The sequence below is a fragment of the Lactobacillus sp. ESL0230 genome, assembly GCF_003692805.1.
GTDB classification, from domain to species: Bacteria; Bacillota; Bacilli; order Lactobacillales; family Lactobacillaceae; genus Lactobacillus; species Lactobacillus bombicola.
Genome location: NZ_REHI01000008.1, coordinates 231,590 through 245,900 on the forward strand (window position 1 = coordinate 231,590; position 14,311 = coordinate 245,900).

The 14,311-nt window shown below is 35.3% G+C and carries 12 protein-coding genes; 3 read left to right on the plus strand and 9 right to left on the minus strand.

Going from position 1 to position 14,311, the window contains the following annotated elements:
• Nucleotides 1–71: 71 nt before the first annotated feature.
• The 7 genes from F5ESL0230_RS07615 to F5ESL0230_RS07645 all read right to left on the minus strand — a co-directional run bounded on the left by F5ESL0230_RS07615 (nt 72) and on the right by F5ESL0230_RS07645 (nt 7,048).
• A complete protein-coding gene (locus F5ESL0230_RS07615) occupies nt 72–1,190 on the minus strand; it encodes an SLAP domain-containing protein (RefSeq protein WP_122022263.1) in 1,119 nt (372 codons plus the stop codon).
• A gap of 39 nt (nt 1,191–1,229) precedes the next feature.
• Nucleotides 1,230–2,456, minus strand: coding sequence for a glucosaminidase domain-containing protein (locus F5ESL0230_RS07620; RefSeq protein ID WP_122022264.1), 1,227 nt, complete (start codon nt 2,454–2,456; stop codon nt 1,230–1,232).
• Between the two features lie 107 nt (nt 2,457–2,563).
• Nucleotides 2,564–3,073, minus strand: coding sequence for a hypothetical protein (locus F5ESL0230_RS07625; protein WP_158593076.1), 510 nt, complete (start codon nt 3,071–3,073; stop codon nt 2,564–2,566).
• A 209-nt stretch (nt 3,074–3,282) separates the two neighbouring features.
• Nucleotides 3,283–4,122 carry a hypothetical protein gene (locus tag F5ESL0230_RS07630; protein ID WP_122022266.1) on the minus strand — a complete coding sequence of 280 codons (840 nt, stop codon included), beginning with the start codon at nt 4,120–4,122 and terminating at the stop codon, nt 3,283–3,285.
• A 135-nt stretch (nt 4,123–4,257) separates the two neighbouring features.
• Nucleotides 4,258–6,027, minus strand: a complete 1,770-nt coding sequence (locus F5ESL0230_RS07635; RefSeq protein ID WP_122022267.1) for an SLAP domain-containing protein — start codon at nt 6,025–6,027, stop codon at nt 4,258–4,260.
• A 526-nt stretch (nt 6,028–6,553) separates the two neighbouring features.
• Nucleotides 6,554–6,817 carry a DUF2922 domain-containing protein gene (locus F5ESL0230_RS07640; RefSeq protein ID WP_233551666.1) on the minus strand — a complete coding sequence of 88 codons (264 nt, stop codon included), beginning with the start codon at nt 6,815–6,817 and terminating at the stop codon, nt 6,554–6,556.
• Nucleotides 6,818–6,826: 9 nt separating this feature from the next.
• On the minus strand, nt 6,827–7,048 hold the full coding sequence (locus tag F5ESL0230_RS07645) for a DUF1659 domain-containing protein (protein WP_122022268.1): 222 nt from the start codon (nt 7,046–7,048) through the stop codon (nt 6,827–6,829).
• A 208-nt stretch (nt 7,049–7,256) separates the two neighbouring features.
• Between F5ESL0230_RS07645 and F5ESL0230_RS07650 the strand changes: the two genes are divergently transcribed.
• The 3 genes from F5ESL0230_RS07650 (at nt 7,257) to F5ESL0230_RS07660 (ending at nt 10,976) form a co-directional block, all read left to right on the plus strand.
• Nucleotides 7,257–8,162 (plus strand): hypothetical protein, encoded by a 906-nt coding sequence (locus F5ESL0230_RS07650; RefSeq protein WP_122022269.1) that lies wholly within the window; start codon nt 7,257–7,259, stop codon nt 8,160–8,162.
• A gap of 207 nt (nt 8,163–8,369) precedes the next feature.
• Nucleotides 8,370–8,822 (plus strand): hypothetical protein, encoded by a 453-nt coding sequence (locus F5ESL0230_RS07655; protein WP_199692504.1) that lies wholly within the window; start codon nt 8,370–8,372, stop codon nt 8,820–8,822.
• Nucleotides 8,823–8,939: 117 nt separating this feature from the next.
• On the plus strand, nt 8,940–10,976 hold the full coding sequence (locus F5ESL0230_RS07660) for a KUP/HAK/KT family potassium transporter (protein WP_122022270.1): 2,037 nt from the start codon (nt 8,940–8,942) through the stop codon (nt 10,974–10,976).
• Nucleotides 10,977–11,049: 73 nt separating this feature from the next.
• Here F5ESL0230_RS07660 and F5ESL0230_RS07665 read toward each other — a convergent pair whose 3' ends face one another.
• Both F5ESL0230_RS07665 and F5ESL0230_RS07670 read right to left on the minus strand, forming a co-directional pair.
• Nucleotides 11,050–12,999, minus strand: a complete 1,950-nt coding sequence (locus tag F5ESL0230_RS07665) for a M13 family metallopeptidase (protein WP_122022271.1) — start codon at nt 12,997–12,999, stop codon at nt 11,050–11,052.
• A gap of 89 nt (nt 13,000–13,088) precedes the next feature.
• Entirely contained in the window at nt 13,089–14,306 is a 1,218-nt protein-coding gene (locus F5ESL0230_RS07670; protein WP_122022272.1) for an MFS transporter, read from the minus strand.
• Nucleotides 14,307–14,311: the final 5 nt, after the last annotated feature.

Below are 14,311 nucleotides of genomic sequence, written 5' to 3' on the forward strand. Positions count from 1 at the left end.
GGAAACAACCTACATCACTAAATAAAACGGTTTTAGCGATTAACTAAAAATTTCCTTTGAACTGTTTTTAATTACTTAAAATTAGTTACTTTCACAAATTGGTTAGCATTAATTGGATAATAAAATTTACCTGCAATATTAATAGGACTACCATAAACTTTGACTGCTTGATCACATTTAAGTTCCGGCTCATTCATAAGCACACCAGCTGTATCATAAATATAAGCATCCTGCTTCAAAGTTCGCTTTGTACCAATAATATTACTTGCATCAACATATTGATTATCATCAATTTTTAAGTATGGCTTACCATTTATAGTCTTAGACCCACTCAAGGTTACTTGCGTTCCAGCTAGCATTAATGGGGCACTAGTTAACTCACCGTTAGCATCGTAAATATAGGAATCGTGCATCAAAGTCTTCGTTCCTGTTGTTTCAGATTCATTTATGCTAGGATTATCAGTTCTATCATTTTTAGGATTAGGACTAGGTTCTGCTCCTTGCAAATTATAGTAATATTTCAGTAAGGCATAAAATTGATCCATTGAATAACCCCACCTAGCAAAGTAATCATCAGGATCAGTATGATTTGTTCCACCTAAAAAACGGGAGACTGCATGATGTGACCAAACTGTACCCTTGCCTGTATTGCAGGCGTTACTTGGTTTAATATTATAACGATGAAGTAGCTTAGCCGCATAAATTGCATCATTATTTACACTTTTAGCAAATTTAGCACGCGTGTTCTCTTGGCATAATTCAATTTGAATATAGCGATTGTTAGCAATTGCTCCTGCACCCCATACACCATAATTTGGCGTCATCATTTGGATTACCTGGCCGTGATCGACAAAGGCATGCACATATGAATACATGTTCTTCCACTCACGATTAAAATAAATTGCCTCATTATAAGCTGATGCACCAGGAGTGGCTGTTTCGTGAATAACAATTCCTTCTGGCTTACCCTTACGGTACTTAATTTTGTTACCATTAGCATAAAACTTATTATAGCGAATATTTTGTGTTTGCAACATTTTATATAAAAAAGTAACATTGCTATAACTATTTTGCTTAGCAATTGAATTTACGGTAGCAGCTTCAACTACTTGATTTTGATTTATTTTAAAAATAGGGATAACTAAACCTACTCCGATAGCAATAGTAGTTATTAGTTTCTTTATCTTCATCTAAAAGTTAGTTCCTCATTTCTTGCTGATAGGGGTTGGTTAATTAAGGCTAAAATCTGCGCGCTTAATGTATTGGTTGACCCCAATACGGTAATATTGCACACCATAAATAGAGACTGCTGCCCCATAAGTGGCCACAGATTTACCTTTTTTCATAATTTCTTGGTTATCACGATTACCATAATTATTATAAACATAGGTATCATGTTTTAAAATTCTCATTGTACCATCAATATTGCCACCGGCAAGGTAATGGTTTTGCCCAATACGGTAATATTTTTTATTATTAATAGTCTTGGTACCATAAGTAGCAATTACCTTGCCGTTACCACTAACCTTAATGGCTTTCATACCTTTAGCTTTGTTACCTTTAGCATCGTAAATGTAAGCTGTATGCATTAAAGTCTTGTTAACTTTCTTTTCATTCTTTGGTGCCTGCGCTGCCGGTGGTAAGGCACTACCCATTTCCAAAACTGAGTCATTTACCCAGCCTTTACCTGAAATATATAGGCGTTGTTTACCATTATAAAAAGTAATGGTCTTAGTAACTGTCACCGCATCACCCTTACTAATCGAATCAGTCTTAGTCGTTACACTGTGATCAGTTGGCCAAGCATAAGTTGCACCTGACTTTTTAACAACATAAGACTTGCTGGTACTAGACACTTGCGGATCATATTGGGTTAAATTGTAAGTTGTAATTCTATTATTTAAGATGGTGTTGTAGTTATTGGCAGTCGCATATGTTCCTGTCAAAGCTTTAGTTGCATCAGTATATGCAGTGGCATTTTCAAGCCAAGCACCCTGATAACGGTCAGGTTGCCAAGAAACACCTTGGCGCAACTTCTTACCATTATCATCAAATGAGTTTTGATAACTAGGATATTTTCTAAATTTAGCAACGATATAATAGCTCTTGCCGTTTTTATCTTCTTCTCGCGTTCTCGCTGCATACGTTTCACCTGGCCAGCTATCATCAGCTTTCATGCCAAATAAATTATTAGCGTTCACTGCTAACCCTGATTGTCCCCAATTAGATTCAACAATTGCTTGTGCAATCATAACTGATGGGTATAAACCATATTTTTTAGCAACTTTTTGTGCTTGTGAAGCTGCAGTATTTAAAAATGTTGCTTCATTACCTTGAGCTGCTGAAACTGGCTTAGTTTGCCAAATAGAATTGGCAATCAGGTTGTTGGTAACCGGTCCAACAGCAGTTGTTGCAAGTACTGCTGCCGAAATACCGGTGATTAGTTTCTTTTTCATAAATCATGTTTCCTCCTTAACTGACACTTTTATTGTATCGAGCAATCTTACTATAAACAATAGATTAGTTTTAATTGTAGTCAAAAAGTAATATTGAATACGTTATATTACAAATCGTAATCTAAAATCAAAATTTTCCGTAAATGGACTAATAGCTGACGTTTAACTCGTTGCAATTGTACTCGATTAATCTGATTCTTTTGTGCAATAGATGTAATTGATTGTCCATTAATTAAATGACTATAAAATAACATTCTTTCAGTATTGTTCAGCTTAGGAAGCTCTTGTACTAACGCCAAGTTGAGCTCAGGACTACTAAATTGTCTATTTGTTATTAATAATTTCAAAATATGTTCAAGATTTTGGTTACGCTTTTCTTTACGTAATAAATCGATTGTATGCCAAACTACTTTTCGAAAACTCAAGCGGTTCAATTCCCTTGTCAACTTTCCATGCAGTTCAATCATTCCAGCATAAGTGATAATTCCTTCTTGAAATAAATCTTCATAACCTTGATAAGTTCGGCTAACATGTACATATTTCAAAGCATCTCGGACTAATTTTTGATTATGCCAAGCCAGCAAAAATGCCTGCTCACTAATCTTCATTTGTGACATTCCTTTCAATATATTGTCACAAGCGCTTGTGCATCATCAGATTAGCAAGTTTAAATTAATTCTGAAAACCATAATTAACCTGAGCTAAAATGCCATTAGCTTAATTAACCTTATTTTCTAGTATTATTAATATTTTACGCGGGCTTTTAACTGTAGGCGACCAAAATCCGGTTAAAAAACAGCTAAACCGAATTGGTTTAGCTGTTACTTTAATATAACGTATCTGGTCGTTTGCTTAAATAATATACTGTCTTATTTGCCTCAATTAAATAAGGCATTTCAAATTCGTCAGCTAAATAGTGTACATACCTTAGTTGCCTTTTTTGATTAACAGCAGAAATAATACTCTTCAAGGAAAGATCACCTATTGCCTTATGCGGATGAAAATAATCAGATTGATCAATCAACGAGGGCCCACGTTTTTTGGATAAAGTAATCCCAAAATAAATAGCTGCATGCTGTGCTAATAATTTAGAAATTACATGATTAAAAAATAAAGCATTAGATATCTTTTCAAATAAATATTTACTATGCTTATTGAAAATAAAACTGTAACGATGCCCGTTATAGTTAATTGTTTTAAAAATAACGGTTGCTGAACTTAAAAACTCAAATTTACTAATTTGATGTAAGGCTATCCAGTCAACATTGCTACTATTATAGCTTTGGAGGGAAAAGTAGGTTAAATTCCCAGTTGCAATTACATTATGTCCTTTTAAATTAAGTTTATCGGCTAATTCTCGTTGAAATTCTAACCCACCAAGTAAGACTTTTTGTGCAAAAGCAGTGATTAGGGCACTACTACTTTGCTGACAAAGTACAATCCCTTCTTGACAATCAAAAATCACGCTTTTATAAATTCCTAAAAATGGTTGCTGATGAAATTCATAAATTGCAAGTGTATTGGCATTAAGCAAATAAGTGTTAGTCCTAATTAAATATTGCTCTACTGCCTTATCTTTTCCAACTCGTTCCTGTAATAACTGCTTTGACCAAACTTGATAGCGCGGGTTATGTGGTAAGTGACAAGTAGTATGCGTCTTATTCATGATAATACTCCTTTCTAGCACAATAAAATATACATTTATAGTAATACTATCATGAACAACTTTAACTTAAACACCAAAAAACGGAAACGATAATCGTTTCCGCTCTGGTAATTAATTATTTAATTGACTAATTAATTAAAAGTTAGCAACTTTAACGTATTGCTTAGCAGGTCCACCGATACGGTAGTATGACTTACCATTCTTGAACTTGTAAGGGTTACCGTAAGTAGTTACCTTCTCACCCTTACGCAATACACGACGGTCAGCACGCTTGGTGCTAGTCTTGTAAACGTAAGCATTGTGAGTCAAAGTACGTACAGTACCATCAATGTTGTCAGCCATTACGTATTGGTTGTCACCAATCTTGTAAACTAAGCTACCATCAGCAAGCTTAGTAGCTTTACCATAAACGTCAACGTTAGTGTAAGCTGCTAAAGTCTTGTCGCCAACACGCTTGTGGTTAGCATCGTAAATGTAAGCATTGTGCATAACCTTCTTAGTTACCTTGTCGCCAGGTTTAACTGAACCATCAACGTACTTAGTTTCTACGTAAAGGTCTGAATCGGCACTGTTAATGTGAGTGTATGACTTACCATTAACTACAATTGCATCACCAAAAGTAGCAATTTGGTCACCGTTCTTAACAACAGTCTTAGTGTCAGTTACAGTGTTACCAGTAATCTTGTAAACTGGAACATCTACATCTGATTGAACAGTCTTATAAGTAGCACCCTTAGTACCAACAGTTAACATGAAGGTTACCTTAGTAGTCTTCTTGTCAGCGTTAGTAGCAGAAACAGTAACTGGGTACTTACCAGCAACCTTAGTGTTTACCTTGCTGATATCAACAGTTGGTGTCATAGCAGCTGCACCAGTAGTGTTACTTACTTTTGCAGTAAAGGCATCTTCAATAGCCTTCTTGTCAACTACACCATTAACTGGTACATAGTTGAAGCTTGCGCTATCTGGAAGAGCATCAATTGTCTTATTACCAACATAACCAGTACCATTGTAGCTGATTAATGGGAATGAATCATCAGTAGCAGCTTGTGGATTAACAGTAACTACAAAAGTAGCAGTTTTACCATTAGTTGACTTCAAGTTCAAAGTAACTGGGAAAGCAGCTGCTGGCTTATCAAAACTACTATCAGCCTTTACAGTTACACCAGCATTCTTAAGTGCAGCGCGAACATCTGCCTCAACATCAGCAAATGAAGCAGTAGCAGCATTAGCATCAGTAGTGGTGTTAGCAGCTACATACTTAGCGTTAATTGCAGCTACTACAGCAGCTACATTCAATTGAGCACTAGTAAGATCAACTGAGCCAGCATCTACAGCCTTACCATCAGTCTTGTTTTCTCTAACGTAAGGTGCACCAGTCTTAGTTGCATCAGCAAGGTTGAAGCCGTCACTTACAATACCAAAACCAGCAATTGTACCAGTTGCATCAGCATTAACAGTGTAAGTAGTACCATTAGCTGTAATCTTGTATTCCTTATTAGCTGTTAAACCAGTAAGAGTAATAGTAGCAGCAGCATAGTAAGTAGCACCAGTAGCAAGTTGTGTAACTTCAGTACCGGAACCTACTTTACCTTTAGCTGGAGCTGTAGCATCAGCTGTAGCTGTGTAAACCTTAGCTTTTGAAACAGATACTGAAGCACCTGTTGGCAAAGTTGGGGTTGCAAGTGATGCAGTTACTTTAGAAGCTGGATCATTTGCTGCTAAACTAGCAACGTTAGTGATGTTTAACTTGATTGAAGCTTCAGCTGGAGCTGTATTAGTAGTTCCACCTTCAACCGGTACGTTAATATCAGCTGAAACAGTTGATACAACAGAAGTAGCAACTGGGGCTACGGCTAATAATGCAGCAGCAGCAGCGCTAACAATTCTTAAATTTTTCTTCATGTGGTCTTTCCTCCTTGTGTATATACAAAATAGTAATAGGCTATAGGTTCAGTCGTTTTGATCCTACATTGTTACAACACCCTTCGAGTCGAATTCATAAGTTTATAACTCTTATGAGGTAGCTCTCCAACTGAAGAACGCGCATGCGTACAGGCTGTCGAACCTGAAGCATAGCTATTACTTACCACATTCCATATTGTACCTAGCTTTAAACTAAAATGCAAGGTATGGGGTTATTTTACATACTTTTGTAATAAACGGTTTCATTTTTTTCAAAATGACTAAATTTTGCAATATTAATTAAGCCTATGAATTCAGTTTTTTTATCAAATTAAAGTTATAATCGTTATTTTATTTTACTTTTTATTTTACAAAATATTAACAAAATAATTTGAATATATCAAAAAAGTCACGCGTTTTATAGTTTGCGTGACTTTAACGGTGAAATAATTATAGTTTACGCCATAAATGGCGCAGTTTATAACTTATTTTTTGCAGTATCATCAGAATTTGCAGATCTACTTTCCTAATTTCTAGTATGGTCGAACAAACTAGTAACAGTTCGTTCAATATATGAAGCAGACTGAGGAATTTTATACAAATCAACTCCATCCTTACTAAAGCTGTCTGCTTGAGCAATTTGATTCATTGCCCTTTCAACAGTGACTGCAGTTAAATTTTCAATTGCATCCGGTAAAGCAACATTAGTCTTTTTACCAGCACCATTTAAGAATGTTAATTGCAAAATTTTACTTTTTACGGACATGATTTTTGCCTTTCTTCCTATCATTATTAATCTTTAGTCTTGCTCATTTAGCTTAATTGCTTGCTTTTGAATTAAAGTCGCACTGCCTAAGCTATTACCTTGCAAACTGGCAATGGCAGTGCCAAATTGGGCCAATCCCGTTGCTGTTGCTCCCTTTTTAACATGGGGAAAGATACGATTTTTGCCTTTTTTAGAATTACTGTTTTCATCGACAAACGTATATTCTATTGCTTGATCAATTAGTTCAAAATTCATTTTTATCAACCTTCCTTAATTAAAACTGTTTTAAGTAAGCAATCTGCGCGCTAGATCTCTTACACTATTAATAACGAATTAAAAAATCAAAATGTAACATTTTTTTAAAAATTGACTTTCTTTTATTAAAAACAGCCCTTAGGTAGTCAAATCAATCCAAACAAACTATAATTAATATTAATATTAGTAAGGAGGACAAATTCCTATTATGAAAAAAACTACGATTTGGACAATTGTAGCTGCAGTAGTTGTTGTCTTAGGAGGCAGTTTCTTTTTTGTTAAACAAAATTCAACTAATAATCAAGTTGAAGCTTCCTATAATCAAGCAATTACACATGGTAAAAAAGCAGTCGCAAATAAAAATTATGCTGAAGCTAGTAATAAGTTTAAGCAGGCACTAAATATTAAAAAGACCAAACAAGCAGCTGCTTATAAAAGTCAGGCTGATAACATGCTTGTTACAATTAAATATGCCCAAGATGGTAAATATAATCAGGCATTAAAAGCTATCAATCAAGTCATCACTAAAAGTAATGGTTACCCTGTTTTAACCAAACAGGGAGAAAAGTTGAAGTCTCTTGTTGAAGACGTAGAAGATGATTATAAACACGAAATTAAGCCAATTTTTGCAACCGCCTCTCAAGCTGAGGCTGATAAACAATATTTAAAAGCTATTGAACAATACCAAAAAGTTTTAAATTTACCTTACATTGGCGATAAATACTACCAAAAATATAAAAATATCGCTCAAGCAGGAATTAAAAAGGATAAAAAAGCTGCCACTAATGGTAAATCTGCTATTCAGGGTTATGCCGCTATCTCAGGTAATGGATCCAGTTCAAATAACCATGCTAAAAGCAATAATGCCCAAAATAGTATTGGCGCAACTGGCAATGCCGGCAAAACTGGTGAAGGCTCAATGGGCAATCACCAAGTTAACGGTAAAACTGTTGCCAAAAATCAAATCGCCCAATTACGCAAACGTGTTGGTAAGTTAGGTTACGATGCTATGTCATGGAGCCCACAGGACTTAATTGATCTTTACCGTAGCTCTAAGCGAGCTAATCCTAATCTAATTACTAAAAAGGATGTGCAAAAATATCTAAAGCCCTAATTTAACTCCAAAAAATCGCCCTTAACTTGGGCGTTTTTGGTTATCTTGTACTATTGCTAATGGAACTACTCGTTTTACTCATGCATATAGTAAGAAAGACTAACCCTATTAAGCAGCCATCATTAGAATAGTTGCTTTTACTAGCTAAAGTCGGTAAAATTACTATTGACTTTCACGTTTCCTATTTTTATTAAAGGAGTGTCCGCTTTGACTGAAAAAGAAAATAATATCAAAGATACAGATAACGAAAAAGAACAAGATAAAGAAAAAGAATTAAAAGAAGAAGAACTAAAAGTAGTTATGCCTGAAGCAACATGGACTACTATGCCACAGACTGAGTTTACTGAACAGCCTGACTATCTCCAAGTTTTTACTTACTTTTACATTGCTAAATTCAACCAACAAGATTTGGAAATCATGAATTTATATGATACCAATTCTAATATGGTTGACATTAACCATTACCTACTTGATAATATTCATTTTGAACAAAAAGAGCTTATGCGGCATGCTTTACAATACCATGCGCAAAATCTCCAAAACATTGTCGATGAAATTATTCGTCAAGATAATATCAAAGCAGCAGAGATGACTTCATATGACGATTGGAATAATTGGTATGAAAATCGTCGTGATAATATTTCTACTTCTTTGTCATAATTTACTTGTACTATAACTAAAAAAAGAACAAAATATATCCTTAGATGAGAATGTCAAGTTGACATTCTCTTTTACTTAAACAATTTTTATATTAATCTATTGGAGTATAGAATAACTATGGATCGCAAAAAGAAACAGATTTCAGTAGCAGGTCTGCTGATTACGATAGGAATTGTTTACGGTGATATTGGTACTAGTCCGCTATACGTTATGAAATCAATCGTAACTGGCAACGGCGGTATTGCCAATGTTAACCGTGAGCTAATTTTAGGTTCAATTTCTTTGATTTTTTGGACTGTTACCTTATTGACGACTGTCAAGTATGTCATGATTGCTCTCAACGCAACTAATCACGGCGAAGGAGGAATTTTTGCATTATATGCACTTGTTCGTAAAAGAGCTAAGTGGCTAGTAATGCCAGCATTAATTGGCGGTGCAGCATTACTGGCTGACGGCACCTTAACCCCTGCAGTAACAGTAACAACATCAATTGAAGGGCTAAAAAATATGCACTTTGGTTCAAGCATCCCTGTTCCTGATCAAAATTCTGTCATTATCATTACTATCGTAATTTTATTACTATTATTTTCAATTCAAGCTTTTGGTACTAGCATAATTGGTAAGGCATTTGGACCAATTATGTTAATCTGGTTTAGCTTCTTAGGCTTAATTGGCATCCACAATATGATGCAAGATTGGTCTATCCTAGAGGCACTAAATCCTCTTTTAGCTATCAAAGTTTTATTTAGTCCTACTAATAAAGTTGGTATCTTTATCTTAGGTTCAATCTTTTTGGCAACAACTGGCGCAGAGGCCTTATATTCTGATGTAGGTCATGTTGGTCGTGGTAATATTTTAGGTTCTTGGCCATATGTCTTTATTTGCTTAGCGCTAAACTATCTGGGACAAGGCGTTTGGATTTTGCAAAATCCAAACTACCATACAAACGGAACGGAGCTAAATCCCTTCTTTGAGGCGGTACCCGCTAATTTACGTTTATTTGCAATTATCTTAGCAACAATTGCTGCTATTATTGCTTCGCAAGCTTTAATTACCGGATCTTTTACCCTTGTGTCTGAAGCAAGTGGACTTAAATTCTTACCGAGAATGAAAATCAACTACCCTACAACTGAACACGGGCAGATTTATATCCCTGCTGTTAATAAAATGATTTGTGTAGTCACGATTGCAATTGTTATGTTCTTCCGTACCTCAGAGCATATGGAAGCTGCTTATGGTCTATCTATCACGGTTACCATGTTAATGACTACCTTGCTTCTATTTGAATATTTAGGTGCCAAAGACCATCCACTGATTTTACGTCTTTGTTTCCTTATCGTTTTTGGTTTCATCGAAGGTATGTTTTTAATTTCTAGTTTAACTAAGTTCACCCATGGTGGTTATGTTACAGTCTTAATTGCTGGCTTCATTGGAATTATTATGTTTATCTGGTTCTTCGGTAATAAGGTTCGGGACAAACATGAAGGAGCGAACACTTATGTTCGTTTAGATAAATATACTGATATGCTGACTGATCTTAGTCACGATGATGATTATCCAGTCTATGCTACTAACTTAGTCTACATGGCTAAAGTGAAGTACAATAAATTTATTAAACGTGAAATTTTATATTCAATTTTGGATAAAAGGCCAAAAAGAGCGGGAGCCTATTGGTTTGTTTCCGTAAACATTACTAATGAACCATATACAGCAAAATATGCCGTAAATACTTATGACACCAAGAATGTAATTAACGTTCAATTGTATTTAGGTTTTAAAAAGCAAACTAGTGTAAATGTTTATTTACGCCAAGTGGTTCATGATCTAATTAAAGATGGAACAATTGAATCGCAACCACAAGAATATACAACCTCACCTGGTCGAGAGGTAGGTGACTTTTCATTCGTCATTGTCAAAGATGCCGTCAGCCCACTAACTAAATTAAAAGGCTTTGAAAAATGGATTGTTACGGCTCGCGTTTGGTTACAAAATTTGTCCTCTAATCCTGCATCTTGGTTTGGCTTGGAATATACTGATACTGTAGTCGAAAGCGTACCATTAATCTTAGGTCGACCAAGTAGGGATTTACATATTAAACGAGTCGCCTCATGTGATTATTCTCATTTAAAAAATGAAGATGAAGTAATTCAATAGTTAATAATCCTGCATATAAAAAAACACTGATCAAAAATTTTTGATCAGTGTTTTTTGTTACGTTGTTTGCCAATTACCAAATATCTACGCGTTTATCGGGATCTAGCCACATGCCATCTTCAGGTGTTACCGCAAAAACTTTATAAAAGTCATCTTGGCATTGAATTTGTACATTAGCCCGTAACGGACCAGGTGCATGCACGTCGACGGCTGTTTGCGTCTTGATTGATTCAGTTAATTGCTTATTTGCCCAAATACGAGCAAAATTCTCAAATAGTTTCTTTAAATCATCATTTTCATTCTTAGCAGCTTCAACAGCAGCGGTCAAGCCTCCTTGATCAGCAATATTTTCCGAAACAATTTGCTTACCGTTCAATTTCACTGGTCCATATTCAATACCATCAAACAAATCAATTTCTTCTTGTGTTCGCTTTTTGAATTCAGCATAGTCTGCTTCGGTCCACCAATTAGTCATATTACCTAATTCATCAAATTGAGCACCATTATTATCAAAAGCATGTGAAACTTCATGAGCAATAACCGTCCCAATGCCACCAAAATTAGTTGCTCTATCCTGCTTTAAATCATAAAATGGTGCTTGCAAAATGGCTGCTGGAAAAGTCAAATCATTTCTTTGGGGATCATAACAGGCATTAACCAAATTACCCGGCATTGCCCAAACCGTACGATCAACCTTTTGATGTAGTTGCTCAATATTGTACTTTTGTTCTGCAACAGCAAAGGCGCGCTCATTAGAATAAAGGCTACCGCCTTGACTGGCTGGAATCACTTTCAGCCGATTGTAAATTTCTTCTATCTTATCTGGGTACCCAATCTTAAGCTCTAAAGCCTCAAGTTTAATGATTGCCTTTTTCTTAGTTTCAGCAGACAGCCAGCTATTTTGCTGTAAACGATCTTTATAGACATCCAACATCCGCTGAATCATATCTTCAACATCTTTTTTCGCATCAGCGCCAAAGTATTCTTTACCATAATACACACCAACTACTTCACTAAAACTTCCATCAGCGATATGGTAAGCTTGTTTATTGCCCTCAGCCAATTTAGGTTGACCAGATAGGGCTTGACTAAATGGAAAAGCAGCTTCACGAAACTCTTGCGACAAGTCAGAGGCAGCACCATTAATAAAGTTAACAATCATCCAGCCTTTTATTTCAGCGAAGTTATCCTTATTAATAATTTCATTAATATGGTCAAGATAACGTGGCTCTTCGACAATAATCCGCTCGGGTTCTTCACCAATTACTTCTTTAAGATAATGTTGAATCTTAAATTCACTAAATTTATCTTCAAAATCAGCAATCGCCATTGGGTTGTAGGTAGCTGGATAATCAGCCCATTCTTCAGCAGACTTGACTACTTTAGCCAACTTAGCATCAAATTCAATAGCAGCTGCCGCATATTTTTGAGCTTCATCTTCAGCAATACCAGCCATTTGAAGTAACTTAACTGATTGCTGTTGTAAAATTGCCAATAACTTGGGAGCATCTGCGGTTTGATAAGTGGTAGTATCTGGTAAAAATGTACCTGGACCAGCAAAGTATAATACATTAACTTTGGTATTTTTCATGTCAGGCTCCACATCAAAACCAAATGGTAGCGATGCAAAGGTAGTCAAGTCAGGAGCAGTTAAATTAAAATCAGAAAAATCCTTGATACCGGTCAAAATATTCAAATCGGCTTTGATTGGCTCAGCACCTTCTCTGTTACGCTTATCAAAATCACTAGCTAATTGATATAATTTGACTGCCTCTGCTAAATTAGGGATAGCAGGAATTTCTTTTTTGCCAGTAGCAAAGTCTGCAAAATCTTGCATTAAATGTTTCTCAACATTAACATCAATACCATCAAAAGATGCCATTCGCGAGCGATCACTCGGAATCTTTGTCTTTTCAATCCATTCCGAATTAACTGCCAAATAAATATTGTCTTGCGGTCGAGTACCTACTTTAGGCTCAATTACATCACCGCTACCGCCACGAACTGCAAAATTTTTTCTCATGCTAACACTCCTTTTAAATTAAAATTAAAATTTGAATAAATTAATATTGTCATTTTAATTATACAGCTTATCAACAAATATTTAACACATTATTTATATAACTTAATATATTTCCTTAACTTAGCATACAATGGTAAAAGTAATAGTACCATTAAAAATATCCCACCAGCAGCAATAATAAAAAAGGGAATATATCCTGCACGATCAATTATCATTCCCCCAAATAAGGGACCAAAGGCTTGGCCAATTCCCCGCGCTACATTAATCACGCCCTGATACTTTCCCTTACTGCTAAGCGGAGATAACTCATTAACATATGCTGGAACTGCGGGAAACGCCGTTGCTTCACCTAAGGTTAGGACCACCATTGATAAGGCAAAATGAACAAAATCACGGGCAAAAATAAGTGTAGCAAAAGAAATAGCAAACATTAATGTACCAAAAATAATTTGTTGAAATAGGTTTTTAAATAAATAGGGATAACGAGCTAAAATTACTTGTACAATTACGATAATTGCCCCATTAAGCGTCCATAGCAAACTATATAAATGAAATGGTATACCTAATGACACCATGTACACTGAAAGGTTCGATTCCCAATTCATATACATTAACCAAGTGACTGCCAAAGACAATAAAAAACCACACATTAACATCGTATTGTACTTAGGCATTGGTTCAAATTTATTTTTTTCCCCAACTTTTACACTTGTATGCCTTTGCCGGTGAAAATTACTAATTGGTCGATAGTGAATTGCTGCGTTAATACAACCAATTATAAATAAAGATGCCGCTAATAAAAATAAGAATTCAATTGAAAAATCGTACAAATAACCCACTAAAAGCGTACCTGTGACAGTACCTACATTTTGGGCAAAATAAATCAAATTGAACACATATTTTCCTGGATATTTACGCAAACTTGTCGCAATTGAATTAATTAGGGTCCCATCCCAGCCACTAGCAAATCCTGTCAAAACAAGCCAAAACCAATATTCAGGCCAACCATGAAATAAAGCCATCAAAATTAAAATTAAAGCATCAATTCCCAAACCAATTACAATTAGTGGATATGGGTTATATCTATCATAAAGCCAACCTGCGACAATTGATCCTAAGACATTACTGGCACAATTACAAAATAATACAATACCAATTACTGACAAACTAATATGCAATTGTTTATTCAAATAGACTGAAGTTAACGGCCAAACAAAGCTTGACCCAATCCAGGTTACTAATTCGCCTAGTAATAGCCAACGCAATTTGACTTCTGTTTCATTATTTGATCCATGTGAGAGTTTCATTTATT

Coding starts and splice junctions, on each gene's coding strand:
- F5ESL0230_RS07615 (WP_122022263.1), bottom strand. CDS start 1,190: ATGAAGATAAAGAAACTAATAACTACTATTGCTATCGGAGTAGGTTTA.
- F5ESL0230_RS07620 (WP_122022264.1), bottom strand. CDS start 2,456: ATGAAAAAGAAACTAATCACCGGTATTTCGGCAGCAGTACTTGCAACA.
- F5ESL0230_RS07625 (WP_158593076.1), bottom strand. CDS start 3,073: ATGTCACAAATGAAGATTAGTGAGCAGGCATTTTTGCTGGCTTGGCAT.
- F5ESL0230_RS07630 (WP_122022266.1), bottom strand. CDS start 4,122: ATGAATAAGACGCATACTACTTGTCACTTACCACATAACCCGCGCTAT.
- F5ESL0230_RS07635 (WP_122022267.1), bottom strand. CDS start 6,027: ATGAAGAAAAATTTAAGAATTGTTAGCGCTGCTGCTGCTGCATTATTA.
- F5ESL0230_RS07640 (WP_233551666.1), bottom strand. CDS start 6,817: ATGATAGGAAGAAAGGCAAAAATCATGTCCGTAAAAAGTAAAATTTTG.
- F5ESL0230_RS07645 (WP_122022268.1), bottom strand. CDS start 7,048: ATGAATTTTGAACTAATTGATCAAGCAATAGAATATACGTTTGTCGAT.
- F5ESL0230_RS07650 (WP_122022269.1), top strand. CDS start 7,257: ATGAAAAAAACTACGATTTGGACAATTGTAGCTGCAGTAGTTGTTGTC.
- F5ESL0230_RS07660 (WP_122022270.1), top strand. CDS start 8,940: ATGGATCGCAAAAAGAAACAGATTTCAGTAGCAGGTCTGCTGATTACG.
- F5ESL0230_RS07665 (WP_122022271.1), bottom strand. CDS start 12,999: ATGAGAAAAAATTTTGCAGTTCGTGGCGGTAGCGGTGATGTAATTGAG.
- F5ESL0230_RS07670 (WP_122022272.1), bottom strand. CDS start 14,306: ATGAAACTCTCACATGGATCAAATAATGAAACAGAAGTCAAATTGCGT.